Annotated in this window: 16 protein-coding genes; 2 read left to right on the top strand and 14 right to left on the bottom strand. The window is 63.5% G+C overall.

The window, feature by feature from the left end; translation table 11 throughout:
• Positions 1-178 precede the first annotated feature (178 nt).
• The 4 genes from ORS3428_RS27835 to ORS3428_RS27820 form a co-directional block, all read right to left on the bottom strand.
• Positions 179-1,075, bottom strand: a complete 897-nt coding sequence (locus tag ORS3428_RS27835; RefSeq protein ID WP_071101473.1) for a class II glutamine amidotransferase — start codon at positions 1,073-1,075, stop codon at positions 179-181.
• Between the two features lie 296 nt (positions 1,076-1,371).
• Positions 1,372-2,046: a helix-turn-helix domain-containing protein gene (locus ORS3428_RS27830; RefSeq protein WP_071101499.1), complete on the bottom strand. Its 675-nt coding sequence runs from the start codon at positions 2,044-2,046 to the stop codon at positions 1,372-1,374.
• Positions 2,047-2,226: 180 nt separating this feature from the next.
• A complete protein-coding gene (locus tag ORS3428_RS27825; RefSeq protein WP_071101472.1) occupies positions 2,227-3,531 on the bottom strand; it encodes a glycerate kinase type-2 family protein in 1,305 nt (434 codons plus the stop codon).
• Positions 3,531-4,499 (bottom strand): 2-hydroxyacid dehydrogenase, encoded by a 969-nt coding sequence (locus ORS3428_RS27820; protein WP_071101471.1) that lies wholly within the window; start codon positions 4,497-4,499, stop codon positions 3,531-3,533. The genes ORS3428_RS27825 and ORS3428_RS27820 overlap by 1 nt, the downstream gene beginning before the upstream one ends.
• A 272-nt stretch (positions 4,500-4,771) precedes the next feature.
• Here ORS3428_RS27820 and ORS3428_RS33410 point away from each other — a divergent pair, with 272 nt between their 5' ends.
• The gene (locus tag ORS3428_RS33410) at positions 4,772-4,927 is read left to right on the top strand and encodes a hypothetical protein (protein WP_157895995.1); all 156 of its coding nucleotides are present in this window, start codon (positions 4,772-4,774) and stop codon (positions 4,925-4,927) included.
• 2 nt (positions 4,928-4,929) lie between these two features.
• Positions 4,930-6,036, top strand: coding sequence for a mandelate racemase/muconate lactonizing enzyme family protein (locus tag ORS3428_RS27815; RefSeq protein ID WP_071101470.1), 1,107 nt, complete (start codon positions 4,930-4,932; stop codon positions 6,034-6,036).
• A gap of 74 nt (positions 6,037-6,110) precedes the next feature.
• On the opposite strand, the gene ORS3428_RS27810 is transcribed toward ORS3428_RS27815, so the two are convergent.
• The 10 genes from ORS3428_RS27810 to ORS3428_RS27765 form a co-directional block, all read right to left on the bottom strand.
• Entirely contained in the window at positions 6,111-6,908 is a 798-nt protein-coding gene (locus tag ORS3428_RS27810; RefSeq protein ID WP_071101469.1) for an ABC transporter permease subunit, read from the bottom strand.
• Between the two features lie 2 nt (positions 6,909-6,910).
• Positions 6,911-7,768, bottom strand: coding sequence for a 2-aminoethylphosphonate ABC transporter permease subunit (locus ORS3428_RS27805; protein WP_071101468.1), 858 nt, complete (start codon positions 7,766-7,768; stop codon positions 6,911-6,913).
• Entirely contained in the window at positions 7,761-8,873 is a 1,113-nt protein-coding gene (locus ORS3428_RS27800; RefSeq protein ID WP_244508120.1) for an ABC transporter ATP-binding protein, read from the bottom strand. Before ORS3428_RS27800 ends, ORS3428_RS27805 begins: the two co-directional genes overlap by 8 nt.
• A gap of 64 nt (positions 8,874-8,937) precedes the next feature.
• Positions 8,938-9,969, bottom strand: coding sequence for a 2-aminoethylphosphonate ABC transporter substrate-binding protein (locus ORS3428_RS27795; protein ID WP_071101466.1), 1,032 nt, complete (start codon positions 9,967-9,969; stop codon positions 8,938-8,940).
• Between the two features lie 260 nt (positions 9,970-10,229).
• Complete coding sequence (locus ORS3428_RS27790; RefSeq protein ID WP_071101465.1) at positions 10,230-11,240, bottom strand: 2-hydroxyacid dehydrogenase; 1,011 nt, start codon at positions 11,238-11,240, stop codon at positions 10,230-10,232.
• 22 nt (positions 11,241-11,262) lie between these two features.
• A complete protein-coding gene (gene pbfA, locus ORS3428_RS27785; protein ID WP_071101464.1) occupies positions 11,263-12,609 on the bottom strand; it encodes a (R)-1-hydroxy-2-aminoethylphosphonate ammonia-lyase in 1,347 nt (448 codons plus the stop codon).
• 63 nt (positions 12,610-12,672) lie between these two features.
• Positions 12,673-13,788 carry a TIGR03364 family FAD-dependent oxidoreductase gene (locus tag ORS3428_RS27780; protein WP_071101463.1) on the bottom strand — a complete coding sequence of 372 codons (1,116 nt, stop codon included), beginning with the start codon at positions 13,786-13,788 and terminating at the stop codon, positions 12,673-12,675.
• 5 nt (positions 13,789-13,793) lie between these two features.
• Positions 13,794-15,248: a phosphonoacetaldehyde dehydrogenase gene (gene phnY / locus ORS3428_RS27775; protein WP_071101462.1), complete on the bottom strand. Its 1,455-nt coding sequence runs from the start codon at positions 15,246-15,248 to the stop codon at positions 13,794-13,796.
• A 233-nt stretch (positions 15,249-15,481) separates the two neighbouring features.
• Complete coding sequence (gene phnA / locus ORS3428_RS27770; protein ID WP_071101461.1) at positions 15,482-16,738, bottom strand: phosphonoacetate hydrolase; 1,257 nt, start codon at positions 16,736-16,738, stop codon at positions 15,482-15,484.
• Positions 16,739-16,758: 20 nt separating this feature from the next.
• A complete protein-coding gene (locus ORS3428_RS27765; protein WP_071101460.1) occupies positions 16,759-17,961 on the bottom strand; it encodes a 2-aminoethylphosphonate--pyruvate transaminase in 1,203 nt (400 codons plus the stop codon).
• Positions 17,962-18,009 lie beyond the last annotated feature (48 nt).

Genomic DNA, 18,009 nt, shown 5'->3' with positions numbered 1-18,009 from the left:
ACCGAATGGCTGCCCTTCGGGTTGAGCACTTCCCAGGCGGTCTCGTTCGAGCCGGGAGCGAGACCGTGCAGCGCCTGGTTCAGCTCGCGCAGCGAATTTTCGCCGAGGTCGAAGACACGCCGCACGAAGTTCACTTCGCGCGACGGCGCCGTGGCAACATTCGAAATATTCATGATCCTCAATGCTCCCAGAAATAGACGGTGGACGGCTCCGGTTCCCAAACCCTGGCTTCCTCGATACCAGGCAGGTTGGCCAGCGCGCGATACTCCGAACCGAAGGCGACATACTGGTCGGTCTCCGCCATGACGGCGGGCTTGCAGGCGATCGGATCGCGCACCACGCCGAAGCCGTTCTTGGTGCCGACAACGAAGGTGAAGAAACCGTCGAGGTCGTTCAGGCTGCTTTGCAGCGCCTCGCCGAGATTCTGCCCGTGAGCGATCTTGGACGAGAGGTAGGCAGCCGCCACTTCGGTATCGTTCTCGGTCTCGAAGCGCATGCCGTCGCGGATCAGCTCGCGGCGGAGATTGTTGTGGTTGGAGAGCGAGCCGTTATGGACCAGGCACTGGTCCGGACCGGTCGAGAAGGGGTGCGCGCCCAGCGTGGTGACGGCGGACTCGGTTGCCATCCGCGTATGACCGATGCCGTGGCTGCCGCTCATCCTGGCCAAATCAAACCGCTTGACGACGTCGGCCGGCAGGCCGGTTTCCTTGTAGATCTCGATCGCCTCGCCGGCGCCCATGAGGCGCACGTTTGGGCGCAGTTCGCCGATTGCAGCGCGGGCCTCCTCGAGCTTGTCGGCGGGGACATCGAGGACGGCGTGGGTCGACTTCACGATCGACGCAACCTTGGCTCCGATCTTCTTGCCGAGTTCGGCTTCGAGCCCTTCGAAATCAACCTTGGGAGCCGATGACTGGATGGTGATCTTGCCGCGCCCGGCCGCGCCACTGTCATAGATGGCGATGCCGGCGCTGTCCGGTCCCCTGTCGGTCAACGACACCAGCATTTCCGACAGCAGCGCGCCTAACTCGGGCTCAAGCGATTTGTCTTTCAGGAACAGTCCAACAATCCCACACATCCCGTCACCTCCATTGTTTGTTACCTGACATGGACGCTAGCAGGTTCCCTATGGCAATTCAACTGTCATGAATTTTTTTTTCCTGTAGAAAAACACGCATTCGTAGGACTGGCCAAGATCGGAGACCTCTCGTGTTGAAAGTCACCGTTCAGGCAGAGACGCGCGACGTCCGCCGCAAGGGCGGTCAAATGCAATGAGGGAAATGGCGGCGTGACACGCGAAGCTGGACACGCGACGGCGCCTGCGCAACCTGCGCGTACACAAATGGCCAGTGTGGGAACGAACGGCGGATTACGTCAGCCGTTTCCGCGCCCGTGAGGATAGGAGATGATCGACAAATATCGTATCGGCAAATGCGTCAATTCTTCGGGACCGYGCGGTGCGTCGGCGTCGAAAAACAGGCTGTCACCCGGCGTCATCCGGTAAAGATTGTTGCCATGGCGGTACACGACTTCGCCTTCCAGCATGTAGAGGAATTCCATGCCGTCATGCTGGAAAGTCGGGAAGACGTCGGAGTCTTCGGTCAGCGTGATGAGGTAGGGTTCGACGACAACACCGCTCGAATCCGAACCGATATGGCCCAGCAACGTATACTGGTGCCCGGCACGCGTGCCGCGCCGTTCGACGTCCACGCCCGATCCCGCCTTGACGAAGACGGCCTTCCGCTCTTCCTCAAAACGGCGAAAAAATGCAGTCACCGGCACGCCGAGCGCGCGCGACAGCGCCTGCAGCGTGGTCAGGGACGGCGATGTGATGCCGTTCTCGATCTTGGAAAGCATGCCGACCGAAAGCCCTGTGGTGACAGCGAGATCGGCAACCGTGATGCCCAGTTTCTTGCGAARGGCGCGAACCTCGTGGCCGATCGCAACCTCCAGCACGTTCTCGCGCGTGTCGCGAACAGCATGGGGATCCTGACTGAGAGGCTTGCCGCGCAGCGGTGGCGGCKGGCTGACGATTACCGGCACCGTCATTTTGACCGGGGTGGGCGCCTCGCCCTTCTTTACCGTCTTTACTGCCTGCATCTTCCCCGCCTTAGCCGTCGCCATGTTCACTGCCGTCTGTTGAATCATTTTACCAACAGTAAACATCTTCAGCTGAGGATACAACTCAGGATAATTGGCGAGAAGGCAGCGGCTCAGGTGCCGCCGAGGCTATTGCATCAGCAGTATTTGCAGGTCGGCGACATTTGTCCCCGTTGGCCCGGTCAGAAGCAAATCGCCTGAAGCCGCCAATGCAGGGTAGGAATCATTGTTGCTGAGATGGGCTTCCGGCCTGCAGCCATGCCGGCGCATCCGTTCTGCTGATCCGGAATCGACAAGGGCGCCCGCCGCGTCCGTCGGCCCGTCCCGACCATCGGTGCCACCACTGAGAAAGGCCCAGGGACGCCGGATCGGCTGTCGTTCACTCAGAAGGGCAAATCGTAGAGCCAGTTCCTGGTTGCGCCCCCCTCTCCCGCTGCCGCTTACCCTTACAGTCGTCTCTCCTCCGGCGACGATTGCCACCGGCCCCTCTTCTTTCACCGTGAACATGGCCAGGCGATGAAGGGCATGGGCCGCTTCCGAAACATCTCCGCCGAGCCAGTCGGCGGCCTTGACGACCTTGAAAGAGCGCTCTTCGGCGCTGCTCATCACGCGCTGCAGGCTGATGGCGTTGCTGCCGATCACAACATTTTCGACATGGTCAAAGCTTGCGCATGTGCGATCTTCGCCGGCAACCAGATCGTCCAGTTGCTTTCGCAAGATCGCGGGAAGCGCTTCAAGCAGGTTGTGACGTCGAAGAACAAGGACCGCGTCGGAAACGCCGGTCGCGGGCTTTGCGGTAGGACCGCTGGCGATCGTGGCGACATCGTCGCCGGGCACGTCTGACAGTATAAGCGAGAGCGTCCTCACGCCTGAGGTCAGTTCCGCGAGACGCCCGCCCTTCAGCCTCGAGAATATTTGCCTTACAGCGTTGATCTCGGAAATGTCGGCGCCGCTACGAACCAGGGCTTCGTTGAGCACCACCTTATCGGCAAGGGAAATGGCGGGGGCAGGTGCGCAGACGAGAGCCGACCCGCCGCCGCTGATCAGCAGCAGCACAAGGTCTTCGGGCGAGGCCGAGCGCGCGGCCTCTTCAATCGCCCTGCCGGCTTTCAGGCTTCCCTCGTCCGGCAGCGGATGGCCGCCGACAATGATCTCGATGCCATCGATGTCCAAGACGTTTTCGTGATTGGTGACCACGCACGCCCTGCGCAGTTTGTCCCCGACGAAGCGCAGCGCCGTCCCTGCCATCAGGCACGCTGCTTTACCCAAGGCAATCAGGATGACGCCGCCGGCGGCGGCAATGTCGGGTTCTCTCGCTTTCAAGGCTGACGCGACCGCCGACTCTGGATCGGATGCGGCAATGCCTTGACGAAACAGCTGGAACGCCTGCATCCGCAGCTCGACCAAGGAGGAAGCCGAACTGCCGAAACCCATCACACGACCCGATCCGGCACCGGGCGCCCGTCGAAAAACGCGACCAGATTCTCCACGGCCCGCATCCCCATGGCCACCCGGGTCTCTTTGGTGGCACTGCCGAGATGCGGCAAAAGCACCACGTTTTCCATATGCCTCAGCGGCTCCGGAATTGCAGGTTCGCCGTCAAAAACGTCGAGCCCGGCACCGGCGATCTCGCCCCGCCTGAGCGCTTCGATCAAGGCATTTTGGTCGACCACGTCACCGCGAGCGGTGTTGATGAGGAAGGCGCCACGCTTCATCGAAGCCAGACGGGAAGCGTTGATCAGGTGCCGGTTCTCTGCGCCGCCAGGACAGTGGAGCGACACGAAGTCAGCCTGTGCCAGCACCTCCTCCACGCTCGGCAGTTGCCTGGCTTCAATGGCAACGATTTCTTCGTCGTCCACCTTCGAGCGATTGTAAAAGACCACGTTCATGCCGAAGCCGAACCGCGCACGCCGCGCCGTTGCTTTGCCGATCCGGCCCATCCCGATGATCCCGAGCGTTTTGCCGGAGACCTTCGTGCCGATCATGTGCGTCGGACACCAGCCGGGCCATTCGCCGGCGCGCAACTGACGTTCACCCTCGCCCGCCCGACGAGCGACCGAAAGGATCAGGCACATGGCGATGTCGGCGGTGCAATCGGTCAGTACGCCAGGAGTGTTGGTTACCACTATGCCATGCTTGCGTGCAGCATCGGTGTCGATGTGACTGAAGCCGACGCCGAAATTGGCGATGACCTTGGTTCGGGCCTTGGTTTCAGGGAAGACAGATGCCRACAGATGATCGCTGACAGTCGGCAAAATCGCTTCAAAATCCCGGAACGAAGCTCTGAYTTCGTTGGAAGTCAGCGGCGTATCGTGCCGATTGAAAGTTGTGTCGAAGCGCTCGGCAAGAATCTGCTCGACAGCCGCGGGCCAGCGACGCGTGACGATAACGCGTGGTCTCATCTGAATTTCCTCATCAAGCGGAAGAACGRCCGTCTTTTGCCCAAGCACATAAAGAGGTTTCCCCGAAGACTTCGCAGACAAAATGCCTGCCGAAGYGATCATCGAGATTGCCCACCCGCTCACAACACCTGTCCAGATAGATTCTGTGAGCCTTCTGGCATTGGGTGCTGCCTACACTTTCAGAAGCCCAAATGCGCTGTCGGGTAGGTCGGACCCTACCCGCTTTCCGTAACACTGGCTCCGCCCACCGCGGGATAGCGAGTCACCCTCGTTTGGATTCCAACCTTCGGGGGCAGCGCAGAAATAGCCTGTCGGGTGACTACGAAGAGCCCACGCTCGATGTTGCAAAGGACGAGAAACTGCGCGCTTATGTCGACCGGCGCTCGCTCGAAATCCCTGCGGTCGATGCGCTTAATGAGGAATACTGAGCGTGCGCATCGATCGGATCAACATCTATACGACTGAACTGCCGGTCAAAGGCGGCGTCTACCGCATGGCGAGCGACAACGTGGAGTCGCTGGACAGCACGCTCGTCGAGATCGTGACGAATGACGGTTTGACCGGCTGGGGCGAAACCTGCCCGATCGGGCCGGTCTATCAGCCGCATCATGCGCTCGGCGCCCGTGCCGCGATCGCCGAAATCGCCCCGGGGCTCATCGGTTCGGAGATCGCCTCGATCAGGCTTCTCGCGAAACGGATGGACGAGCGCCTGAACGGACACGGCTATGCCAAGGCCGCGTTCGACATGGCCTTCCTGGACCTGCTCGGCCAGAAGCTGGGCGTTCCGGTCTCGACGCTGCTGGGCGGTGCGTTGACGAACCGCGTTCCGGCCTATTATTCGCTGATCGTCGGCGCGCCGGACGAGACGGCCCGCATCGCGGCCGACAAGGTCAAGGCGGGCTATCCGCGCCTCCAGGTGAAAATCGGGGGACGCAATCTCGAAGAGGATGTGGCGACGGTCCACAAGGTCTGGGAGGCGGTCGGCTACAAGGCGCGCATCGCCGTCGACGGCAACAGGGGCCTGACCGTCGCTGCAGCGATCCATCTCGACAGGCTCTGCCAGGCGATCCCGTTCGTTTTCGAGCAGCCCTGCAACACCATGGACGAGGTCGCCACGCTGAAGGGCAGGGTCACGCATCCCATTTATCTCGACGAAAACACCGAGGACCAGAATGYGGTGCTGAGGGCAATCTCGATGGGCATTGCGGACGGCTTCGGCTTCWAGGTGACGCGCCTCGGCGGTCTCACCAAGATGACGACCGTGCGCGACCTTTGCGCCATCCGCTCGTTGCCGCATAGCTGCGACGACGCCTGGGGCGGCGACATCATTGCGGCGGCCTGCGTCCATCTCGCGGCGACCGTCGAACCGCGCCGCTTGGAGGGCGCTTGGATCGCGCAGGAATATATCGACGGCCATTTCGACGCGAAGAATCCGGTTGTGATCGAAAGCGGCCACATCGCCGTGCCGCAACTGCCGGGACTGGGCGTCAAACCGGAGCCCGGCCTGTTTGGCAAGCCGGTGGCCACATACGGATAAATGCACCCGCCAACATCAGTGCTATGCGTACGTTGGCCGCGCCGAGAATTTTGGCCGACCGGCCGTTTGAAACGCTACGATCCGGTCGCGCGCCGTGTGATGCGTTCGAGGCCGAGCAACAGGACCAGCGTCGCCGCCACAAGGATCATGGTGAGCGCTGCGCCTGCGAAGATGTCGCCGCGATCGGTCAGCGAGAAGATCGAAACCGGAAGCGTCACCCAGCCCGGCGGATAGACCATCACGGTGGCGCCAAGCTCGCCCATGGAAAGCGCGAAGCTCAGGCCGAATGCCGCCGCGAGATAGGGCGCAAGCAGCGGCAGGGTGACGTGCCAGAGCCGATAGGCGGGCCTCGCGCCAAGGCTGGAGGCGACCTGCTCGAAGTCCGGCGACAGCCGCGCCAGGCCCGCCGACACATTGCCGAAGGTGAAGGCCGAGATCAGCACGAAATGCGCGATCATGACGATGGCGATGGTGCCATTGAGCAGCAGCGGCGGATTGCTGAACGCAACGAGCAGGCCGAGACCCACGGACACCGAAGGAACCGCGCTGGGGATGAAGAACAGCAGGCCGAGCAAGCGCTCCAGCGTGGCGCCTTGCACGCGAAGCGCAAGCGCCGCCCAGGCACCGCTGACCAGCGCCAGGGCGCTGGCGGTAAAACCCGTGATCAGGCTGGCTTTGACTGAGTCGCCGGCCGAACCCTGAACGACATCGCTGTAATGTTCCAAGGTCAGGCTGCTGGGCAGGACGCCGTTCCACTGGCCGGCGAGACTGGACAACAGAATGACCGCCAGAGGTGCCAGGAACAGCACGCCGAACAGCAGCGCGAAAAGCGCCCAGATGACGATGCGACCGGATCGCGACCAGACCAGCATGGCTATGCTCCCAACCGACCGGCGGCGAGCCGATAGAGGCCGAAAAGGCCGAGCGACAGGACAATGTTGACTAGCGCGATGATGCAGGCGACCTGGTAGGCCGACTCCTGGATGGCCTTGCTGTAGATCAGCAGCGGCAGGGTGATGACGCCCTTGGCGCCGATGAACAGCACGATCCCGAATTCGTTCACGGTCAAAAGCAGGCAGAGGCTGCCGCCGGCAATCAGCGCCGGCACCGCCGCCGGCAGGATCACCTGGCGCACAATGCGGAATGGGCGCGCGCCGAGCACGCTTGCCGCCTCGATCTGGCCGCGGTCGACCAGCGAGAAGGCGGCTAGAAGCGGCCGCAAGATGAAGGGCGTGTAGACCGTCACCTCCGCCAGCACCACGCCCCAGGCCGAATAGAGAAAATCAACGGGCGGCGTCGGCAGCGAAAAGGCCTCCATCAGCCCGCTGTTGAGCATGCCGGCCGAGCCATAGAGGAAGGTGAAGGCGAGCGTCACCAGAAATGTCGGCAAGGCGATGAAGGTATCGATCAGACGGGCGATGACGCCGCTGCCCGGAAACGGCACGAAGGCCAGGATCAGGCCGAGCACCAGGCCGACGACCAGGCATCCGGCCGTTGCCGCCACAGAAATCGTAATCGTGTTGAGGAGCGCGTTGAGGAAGAAGCGCGCATGCAGYACGCGCACGAACTCGGCGACATTGGCAATCCCGCTGTCGTCGAGAAAGGCCTGCCGGGCAATCAGCGCCAGCGGATAGAAGAACAGCAGCGCCAGCAGCGCCGCCGGCGGCACGGTCCAGACGCTTCGGGGGACCTTCCTGGCCGCCGGCCTTGAAATAACGGCTGCCTCAGACACGGGCGTCTTCCGGAACCAGAGACGTATCCGCGGGCGTGAAGAAGAGCGGCATCGCCGTGCCGCGCTCCGGCAAGGACACCGGCAGCCTGGTCGCCGAAACACGCACAGGCGTGCCGTCGACGTCGAGCACGAGATGGGTGAGTTCGCCCTGCCAGTGCACTTCCTTGAGTATGCCGACGATCCGGTTCGAATGCTCCTCGTCTGCCGTCAGGCTGAGATGCTGCGGCCTGATGCAGAGCAGGCTCTTGTCGCCAGGCTTCTCGCCTCGTCCTGCCCCTGCGAGCACGACATCGCCGAGCCTCGCCTTGGCAAACCCTTTCGACCCGGCAGCCTCGGCGACGGTCACCGGCAAAAGATTCGCGCGTCCGAGGAACTCCGCCGTAAAGCGGTTCGGCGGACGGCGGTAGAGCTCGGTCGTCGGTCCATGCGAGGAAACCCGGCCGTCACGCATGATCGCGATCTTGTCGGCAAGGGTCAGCGCTTCGGTCTGGTCATGGGTGACGTAGAGGATCGTCAGCCCCGGCAGGTCGCGATGCAGCTTGGCGATCTCCTCGACCATGTTGCGCCTTATTTGCGCGTCGAGCGCCGACAACGGCTCGTCGAGCAGAAGCACCCGCGGCCGCACCGCCAGTGCCCGCGCGATCGCGACGCGCTGCTGCTGGCCGCCCGAAAGCTCGCGCGGATAGCGCCTGGCGAAATCCGACATGCCGACGGTGGCGAGCGCGTCCTTAACGCGCTCGGCAATGAGCGGCTTGTCGGTGCGCTGTGCTCTCAGGCCGAAGGCGACATTGTCCTCGACCCGCATATGCGGGAACAAGGCGTAGTTCTGCACCACCATGCCGAGCCCGCGCTCATAGGGCGGAAGATCGGTGACATCGGTGGTGCCGATACGGATGCGGCCGCTTGCCGGCTTGACGAAACCGGCAACCGCCCGCAGCGCCGTTGTCTTGCCGGAGCCGGAGGGGCCGATCATCGCCAGGATCTCGCCTGGGGCGATGTCGAGCGTCAGCGGATGCAGGACGACAAGCCCGCCGTAGGCAACRCTCACCTTGTCGAAGTGGACGTTGGAGCCGGCGCCGCGAATTTTCGCGGCGTCAACGTCCACAACATTGCTCCCCGTGAAAGCGGGCACCGACATGGCTGATCCTCCGGATCTGGTCACCAGGAGATCAACTTCCGGTCGCTTCGTTCCACTTCTTGACATAGTCGGGCAGCTTCTTCAGCGCCTCATCCCAATTCGGCGACCAGACCGTCACGCCCTTCATCGCCTCCTGCAGCTTGGAGAAGTTGGCGTCATCCGGCTTCACGTCGTTGCGAGCGGGCATGCCAAGGGCAACCGAGCTTACCGTCGACTGGGCTTCCTTGGAGAGCAGGAAGTCGATCAGCTTCTTGCCGTTCTCGCTGTTCGGAGCACCGGTCACCAGGCCGATCTCGTAAGGCAGGGCGAAAGTCGAGCGGGTGCCGTCTGGGCCCGCGGGCCAGAACACCTTGATGTTGGGATTGTCGGCCATCTGCGACATGTTCATCTGCAGGTCGCCGTTCGCGACATGCAGTTCGCCCTTGTTGACTAGCGCGGTCAACTTGCCGGTGGAAGCCGAAGGCCCGACATTGTTGTCCTGCAATTTCTTCATGAACTCGAAGCCGGCGTCCTCGCCGCCGAAGGCATGGATGATCTGCAGCATCACCGCGGTGCCGTCGCCGGCCTGACCTGGCGTCGAGTACTGGATCTTGTGCTTGAACTTGGGATCGAGCAGGTCGTTGTAGCTCTTCGGCGCTTCCGAAAGCGCGGCGCTGTTGTAGATGAAGTTCATGTAGTTGTTGACCAGCGGCCGGTACTTGTCGGTGCCGCCATCGATTTGCGCGGCTGCCTCGGGCTTGTAGTCCTGCAGCAGCCCATCCGCTGCGGCGCGTTGAATGAAGGGAGGCAACGTGACCAGCACGTCGGCCTGCGGGTTCGACTTCTCCTTGGCGACGCGCTCGACGACACCGCCCGAACCGCCTTCGATGTATTGAACCTTGATGCCGGTCGCCTTGGTGAAGGCGGCGAACTCGGTTTCGTACCAGCTGCCATTGCCGTCATGCAGGCCGTCGGCCGAATAGATGGTGACGACGCCGTCGGCCATCGCCGGCCCGACAAGAGCCGCCGATACGGAAAGCAGCGCGGCGAATGCCGCGATGACAGTTGCCTTTTGTGATTTCATGGTCAGTTCCCCTGTGATGGAAGGCACATTCTGCGATGCACTTGGTCAGCCGCCCCTCGGGTCCCTACCTCGGTCGAGCCGGCTGGACGTCCTCTTTTCACGACTTTGGGGACTGGTGATCGATAAGTAAAATCTATTTATTTTATAAAGACAAAGATTTCTCCGATGCTTGTTACAAAACTGTCGCAACCTCGTCGCTGCCGCAGTTCGCGCAGCGTGGAATGCTTTTGGAACAAACAGTTAGCGAGGATCTGGCTTGATCAGCCGAAAACGACGCCGGCAGTCTGCGCGCGCAGCCTGGGATCCGACGAACGGATCGTCACCGGTCTGCCATCGAGGATTTCGAAGCAGCGGGCAAGCGTATCCTCCTCGAGCCGGCGCATGGCTTCGACCGTGAAGAAGGTGAGATGCGGAAAGAGAATGAYGTTGTCGCGACCGAACAGCGCGCTCATCGGATGGCTCGACGTCGCGAGAGGCTCCTGCGAATAGACATCGAGGCCGACACCGCCAATGCGGTTGTCCAGGACCGCCTCGACCAGCGCCRCTTCGTCGACCAGCGCCCCGCGCGAGACATTGATCAGGATGGCGGAAGGCTTCATGCTCGCAAGCTCGGCCCGGCCGATCAGGCCGCGCGTCGCCTCGTTCAGCACGCAATGGACCGAGACAAAATCGCAGGCGCGCAGCATGTCGTGGAGATCGTCGATCTTCTCGATGCCGGCTTGCCGCATTGCCGCAGCGTCGACATTGGGATCAAATCCGAGCACACGCGCGCGAAACCCCGCCCCGGCCATGCGCGCCATGCTGCGGCCGATGCGGCCGCAGCCGACGAGGCCGAGCGTCGCGCCGGAAATGTCGCGACCGAGCCAACGCTGCTCGGGCCAGATCCAGCCGTCGCGCGAAACTCCCGCCGTGATCGCCGGCATCCGTTTTGCCAAGGCGATCATCAGCGCGAAGGCGCCCTCGGCGACCGTTTCCTCGGCATATTCAGGGACATTGACGACGGGGATGCCGCGCCGCATCGCGGCCTGGATGTCGATGGCGTCGATGCCGACGCCATATTTGACGATGCCCTTGAGTTTTCGCRCCGCCTCGATGACACGCGCAGTGATCGGCGTGTAGCACATGAGCAAAAGATCGGCGTCGGCGACGGCCGTCACGAGGTCGGCTTCCGGGATGCCGTCCGGCAGCGTCACCAACTCCACTCCGCGCGCTCTGAGGCCCGCGTCGATGCCCGGACATTCGAGTTCCTTGTCGGTGCGGACGGCCTTCATTTCCGCAATCGGCTCCCGCGTTTCAAGCCGCCAGCACGGCGGCTTCGACGATGTCGAGCGCGCGATCGAGATCGGCGCGGGAAATCACCAGCGGCGGCGAAAGCGTCAGCACATTGCCCTGACTGATCTTGAAGCTCAGCCCCTCGTCGAGACAGCGATAGTAGATCTTCTCGGCAAGCGCGCGGGCCGGGGTGCGGTCAGCCTTGTCCTCGACCATCTCGACGCCGAACATCAACCCCCTGCCCCGTACGTCGCCGACAGATGGCGAGCGCTGCATGAGGTCGCTCATGCGGGCGAGCGCATGGGCGCCAAGCTCGGCGGAGCGTTCGACAAGGCCTTCCTCGCGCACGATGGCAATGGTGGTCAGCGCAGCGCGCGCGGTAACCGGGTTTTTCTCATGCGTGTAATGACCGATCGCGTAGTCGCCGGCGACGTCGAGGTCGCGCCTTGCGATCACCGAGGCGATGGGCAGGATGCCGCCGCCGAGCGACTTGCCGAGGATGATCATATCGGGCGTGACGCCGTCATGCTCGGACGCGAAGAATTTTCCGGTCTTGCCGAGCCCGGTCGGGATCTCGTCGAAGATAAGCAGCGTTCCGTGCCGGTCGCAGGCTTCGCGCACCGCCTTCCAGAAGCCCGGCGCGGGCACCAAGGCCGTCGCCCGCATCGGCTCGGCGATGAAGGCAGCGAAGTCGCCCTCACGGCCGAGCACATAGGAAATCAGGGTGGCACAGGCGCGCGCCGAGTCCTCCAGCGAATTGGTGCCATAAGGGCAGTTAAGCGGCGCCCAGGGCGCAACATGTTCGGTGCCGGGTAGAAGCGGCCCGGCGATGCCCGAGCGGAACGTCGCCTCGCCGCCGACGCTTGCAGCGCCGAAGCCGGCGCCATGGAAGGCATCCCAGAACGACAGCGTCTTGAACCGGCCGGTGGCCGCTCGCGCCAGCTTGAGCGCCACCTCGATAGCATCGGACCCGCCTGTCGTGAACAGCACCTTGCCGAGATCTCCCGGCGCCAGCGCGCCAAGCGTCTCGGCAAGCTCGATCGCGGGCTCGCAAGTGAACCGGCGCGGCGCGAAAGGCAGCGCATCCATCTGCTGCCGGATCGCTTCCTTCAGGCGCGGATGGCCGTAGCCGATATGATGGACGCTGTTGCCGTGGAAATCCATGTAGCGGCGCCCGGCCGTGTCCTCGATCCAGATGCCTTCAGCCTTGGCGATCGCCGAGACGCAAGGGCTGGAAAGGCTCTGATGCAGAAAGGCAGCGGCGTCGCGGCGCAGGAGTTCCTGCGACGGTGCGTGGCTTTGCCTGGCGCTCCATTCCTGGCGCGCCGCCGCCTTGTTGGATTCGCCTTCCGTATGGACGAGCGTCATGCTTTTCCTCCAGCCGCCTGACGAAATTGCGATCAGGGAACTCGCTCCCCCGACAAGCTGACGTCAGCCGAACAACTCCGCAATGGTTTCCTCGCCGAGCGCGAATCCGGTACTGGCGCCGGTGCCGCTGGTGACAATGACCAGCCGTGCATCGGCATGYGGCGCATCCCGAAGCACTGCGTTCTTTGCCGACGCGTAGCTGCCGGTCCATCGCGCAAGCACGTCGGGCACCTTGCCGAACAGTGTCTTGAATTCGTCCAGGATCAGCCGGTCGACGGCTTCCGAACCGAACGGATCGAGGCTCAGCCCATAGTGATGGGAATCGCCGACGACCAGTGAACCGTCCGCGCTCTGCACGACGATCAGGTGAACGCCGTTGGCCAGCGCGACCGCACGCTGCTCGCCCAGCTTGCTTCGCAATGCGGCGGTTTCCGGCAGGCCGGCGAAGCCGCCATAGCGCAACAGGCTGAGATCGGACATCAGCGCCGACGACAGCCGGAAGCCGGGATAGGCCAGGCGAAGCATCTGCAACTTGCAGCGCTGCACACCGCGCTCGGCGATGCGCTGCGGATAGAGCGTGCTGAGGTCGTCGCCGGGGCAGATGACGACCTTTTCCGCACGCAGGCGCCCGGTGCTCGTCACCACGAGCGGCGGTGCGATGTCGGTGACCGATGTGCCGGTGTGGAACACGACGCCGAAGCGCTCGGCCAGGAAAGATGCCAACTGCGGCAGCACCTCGCGCGATTCCACGCGCAACTCGAACGGGCTGAAGAGCCCGCCGATGATCGCCTCTCCATTGAGGCCGCCCAGCTGCCCGACTGTCTCCCGCGCCGTCAGCAGCTTGCAATCGGCGCCATGCTCCCCGGCCTTGAAGGCCTCGAGCACGGCAAGCGCTTCCGGACGCTGCACCGCGATCAGCTTGCCGCGCTGGAGGATTTCAATGCCCGCCTCATTCGCAAGCTGAAGCCAGATCCTGCGGGTGAGCTCGGCCTGGCGGCGCGATGGGCCCGGCTCCTGCCCTGTGACGACGACGAGGCCGAAATTGCGGATCGAGGCCCCATTCGCCTGGCGGTCGCGATCGATGACGACAACGCGCAAACCGCGCCGCGCGGCGGCAAGCGCATGGGCGATCCCGATAATGCCGGAACCGACTACCGCAAGGTCATAGGAGTCCGCCATGGCGCCTACCACGGCAAGGAGAATGTCTTGACGTTGGTATAGCTCTTCATCGCCTCGATGACGCCTTCCTTGTAACCGTTDCCCGAATCCTTGATGCCGCCGAAGGGGCTCATCTCGATGCGGTAGCCCGRCACTTCCCAGATGTTGACGGTGCCGACCTTCAGGCCGGTGATGTATTTCTGCATGCGGCGGAAATCATTGGTGCAGACCCCGGACGACAGGCCGAAAGCCGTCGAGTTGGAGAGCGCGATCAGCGCCTCGTCGTCGTCCGGCGCGCGCACGATGGGCACGATCGGGCCAAAGGTTTCCTCCATCACCAGTTCCGACTGGTGCGGCACGCGGTCGACGACGATCGGGGGAAGCAGCGCACCCTTGCGGCCAGGATCATAGAGCACCTCCGCGCCCTGCTCGGCGGCCATGTGGACACGTTTCTCAAACAGTGCAGCCGCCTTCTCATGCACGACAGTGCCAAGTTGCGTGRCCGGATCGCGCGGGTCGCCGAAGCGGATCGCCTTCGCCCGCTCCAGAACCATCGGCACAAAACGGTCGGCGACCTTTTCCTGCACCAGGATGCGCTTGACGGCCGTGCAGCGCTGGCCGGAATTCTTTGTGGCGCCGGCAACGGCGAGGTCGGCCGCCTTCGCCAGGTCCTCGTCCGAAAGATCATTGAGCACGATCAGCGGATCGTTGCCGCCGAGCTCCAGCACCTGCCGCTTGTAGCCGGCCTTCGACGCGATCATCTTGCCGACCGGCACGCCCCCGGTGAAAGTGATCAGGTCGATATTAGGGTTGGTGATCATCTCGTCGCCGATGTCGGCCGGCCAGCCGGTGACGACCGAGAGCATTTCCGGCGGCAGGYCGGCCTCGTAGAGGATATCTGCCAAAATCAGCGCCGTGATCGGCGTCAGTTCGGTCGGCTTGACCACGACGCAATTGTTGGTGGCGATCGCCGGCGCCACCTTGTGCGACACCATGTTGAGCGGATGGTTGAACGGCGTGATCGCCGAGATGGCCCTGAGCGGCTCGCGAAGGGTGAAGATCTTCCGCTGCTTGCCGTGCGGAGTGAGGTCGCAGGAGAAGATCTCGCCGTCGTCAACGATTGCCAATTGGCCCGCCAGCGTGAACACGTCGAAGGCGCGCCCGACCTCGTAGAGCGAATCCTGCTTGGAGATGCCGAGCTCCAGCGTGATGAGGTCGGACAGTTCGTCCTTGCGGGCGTTCAACAGCTCGGCGGTTTTAAGGAGGATGCGCTGCCGCTCGTAGCGCGTGAGCTTGGGCTCGTATTTCGCCGCGATCTCGAAGGCTCGCCTCGCATGCTCGGCCCCGCCGGYCGCCACAGTCCCGATCACGGCATCGTTCCAAGGGAAGCGCACTTCCAGCCTGCGCTCGGCGTCGACCTTGCGGCCGGCAATGCGCATCGGTTCGTGGCGGAGATTGATGGAGGGGTCGAGTTGGGTCATGGGCCCTGCTCCAGCAGATTTATGGGCGCGTTGCAGCGGAGGATCGACCCCCACTCCGGCCCTTCGGGCCACCTCTCCCCCGATCGACGGGGGAGAGGAATCCGACGAGGTCAGCGCCCGGACGATTGCAGACTAAGCCGCGGCTAGCCTCTGGCGCCTTTCCTCTCCCCCGTCGATCAGGGGAGAGGTGCCGACCGAAGCTCGGTGGAGTGGGGGTCGACATCACGCTCGGCTCATGCCTGCGCTGCCGCCATTGTGGCGTAGTAGAAGGCGTCGAAATTGCGCAGCACCGGCTCGTTCGGCAGGTCCGGCAAAACGCGGTTGACGATGAAGGGCACGGTCTGCTCGGTCAGGCCGCCATGCGAGCGCAGCGGCTCGTCGAGCGCCGCCAGATTGTGCCGGTGCTCCGAGGTGCCGATCGTCTTGTTCTCGCCGGAGATCAGGATGATGTCGCCCATCCGGTCCCCGGGCAGCTCGAAGCGGTTGYAGCCCTCCTCGCGGCCAAGCACCAGGATGATGTCCTCGACCTGGCGGAGCTTCCTGATGATCGCCTCGCGGTCGGCGCCTTTCGGAAGATAGGCGGTGGCGAAGGAGCCGAGCGCGCCGTGATGGACGACATAGGGGTCGGTGATCGGGAGGATGACCCGGGCTGCGTCCTTGCCGAGCCACTCATCCAGCAGATCCTGGACATAGACGACATTGGGCGAGCCGTCGGCGTGATGCTTCGCCTTCATGCCGTGGTCGGCGGTGACGACGATCGCCGCGCCCAGCGCGTCGAGTTCGGCGAGATACTTGTCGAACATCTCGTAGAACGCGTTCGCCTCCTTCACCCCCGGCGCGTATTTGTGCTGCACATAGTCGGTGGTGGTGAGGTACATCACGTCCGGCCGGAACTCCTTCAACAGCTTGACGCCGGCAGCAAAGACGAATTCCGACAGCTCGGCCGAATAGACTTCCGGCACCGGCCGGCCGAGCCATCTTGAGGCATTATCGATGCCGTTGGCGGCCTTGGTGGTGGTATCCGACTTTTCCGAGGAGAAGCAGACGGCGCGGCCGTCGTCATAGGCGAGGCCGTGGCCGAGCAGCGCGCGCAGCTTGTCCTTGRCCGTCACCACCGCGACCTTGGCGCCGGCGTCGTAGAACTGCTTGAAGATCGTCGGCGCGCGCAGGAACTTCGGATCGTTCATCATCACCTCATCGCCCGTCTCCGGGTTGTAGAGGTAGTTGCCGCAAATGCCGTGCACGGCCGGCGGCCGCCCCGTGGCGATGGATAGATTGTTGGGATTGGTGAAGCTCGGGATCACCGAATGGGCGAAGCGCACCGTGCCCTTCTTCTTGATCCTCTCCAGCGCCGGCATCAGCCCGGCGCGAATGGCCTCGTCCAGATAGGCCGGCTCGCAGCCGTCGAGGCAGATGGCGATGGCCGGCACGCGCGGCCAGGCATATGTGCGGCCGTTGGCGGTGACGTTGACGGGAGACATCTGGTTCATCGGAAATCCTCGAAAGACCTTCAGGCGGCGAGCTTAGCGCGCTCGGCGATTGCGGCGGGAGACGGTGCGGYGGAGTCGACACCCATTTCGCTCAGCGACTGGGCGGCGGCCTCGACGACGCGGCGCATGACATGCTCGTCCATCTGCCCGATGCAGCCGATGCGGAAGGAATCGACGACGGTGAGCTTGCCCGGATAGATGATGAAGCCCTTTGCCTTCATCAGTTCGTAGAACCTCTCGAAGGCGAAATTGGCATGCGCCGGATTGAAGAAGGTGACGATGATCGGCGACAGCCAGCGGTCTTTCAGCAGCGTCTCGAAGYCGAGTTCGCGCATGCCGGCCACCATGACATCGCGGTTCAGCGTATAGCGCGCGCCGCGCCCGGCGACGCCGCCTTCCGCCTCGTGCTGGCGCAGCGCCTCGAGGAAGGCCGCCACGACATGCGTCGGCGGCGTGTAACGCCACTGTCCCGTCTTGTTCATATGCGYCCATTGCGCATGGACATCGAGCGACAGCGAATGGCTGCGGCCCTTCGCAGCCTCCAGCTCTCTCTTGCGGGCGATGATGAAGCCGAAGCCCGGCACGCCCTCGATGCATTTGTTGGCCGACGACACCATCGCCTCGTAGCGGATCTCGTTGACGTCGAGGGGAATGGCGCCGAACGCGCTCATGGAATCGATGAGCAGCTTGCGGCCATTGGCATAGACGGCTTCCGAAATCTCGGCGACCGGATTCAGAATGCCCGAACTGGTCTCGCAATGGATGGCGATGACATGGGTGATGGCGGGGTCGACCTTGAGGGCCGCGGCGACCTCCTCACCGCGTGGCGGCAGGTAGTCGCCCTTGTCGATCAGGGTATGGGCGCGGCCGGTATACTGCATGGTCTGCGCAGCGCGCAGTCCGTAGGCGCCGTTCGCGAGCACCAGCACCTTGCCGTCCTTCGGCACGAAGGAGCCGAGCATGGCCTCGACGCAGAAGGAGCCGCTGCCCTGCATCGGCACGCAGTCGAATTCGTCGCGGCTGTCGCCGGTGAGCGCCAGCAGGCGGCGGCGCATCTCGGCGGTCATGGCGCGGAAATCGCCGTCCCAGGAGCCCCAATCGCGCAGCATCGCCTGTTTGACGAGATAGGAGGTCGTGAGCGGTCCGGGCRTCAGCAGGTAGGGCTCCCCCAGCGCCGGCGCATCCATCGGCTTGGATGCCGCAAGTTCCATCTCAGCGAGCATGCTGCCCCTCCACCTCAATCCTTGCCCTTTTCGATATGGAGCCATTCT

Origin of the sequence: Mesorhizobium sp. ORS 3428, assembly GCF_001854785.1 — a bacterium.
GTDB lineage: Bacteria > Pseudomonadota > Alphaproteobacteria > Rhizobiales > Rhizobiaceae > Mesorhizobium.
The sequence above is the reverse complement of the archived record's forward strand: the minus strand, read 5'-3'. Positions and strand labels throughout refer to the sequence as shown.

Excerpts from the sequence above, each read along its gene's own strand:
- ORS3428_RS27835 (WP_071101473.1), bottom strand. The coding sequence starts at position 1,075 with ATGTGTGGGATTGTTGGACTGTTCCTGAAAGACAAATCGCTTGAGCCC.
- ORS3428_RS27825 (WP_071101472.1), bottom strand. The coding sequence starts at position 3,531 with ATGGGTTTCGGCAGTTCGGCTTCCTCCTTGGTCGAGCTGCGGATGCAG.
- ORS3428_RS27810 (WP_071101469.1), bottom strand. The coding sequence starts at position 6,908 with ATGCTGGTCTGGTCGCGATCCGGTCGCATCGTCATCTGGGCGCTTTTC.
- ORS3428_RS27795 (WP_071101466.1), bottom strand. The coding sequence starts at position 9,969 with ATGAAATCACAAAAGGCAACTGTCATCGCGGCATTCGCCGCGCTGCTT.
- pbfA (WP_071101464.1), bottom strand. The coding sequence starts at position 12,609 with ATGACGCTCGTCCATACGGAAGGCGAATCCAACAAGGCGGCGGCGCGC.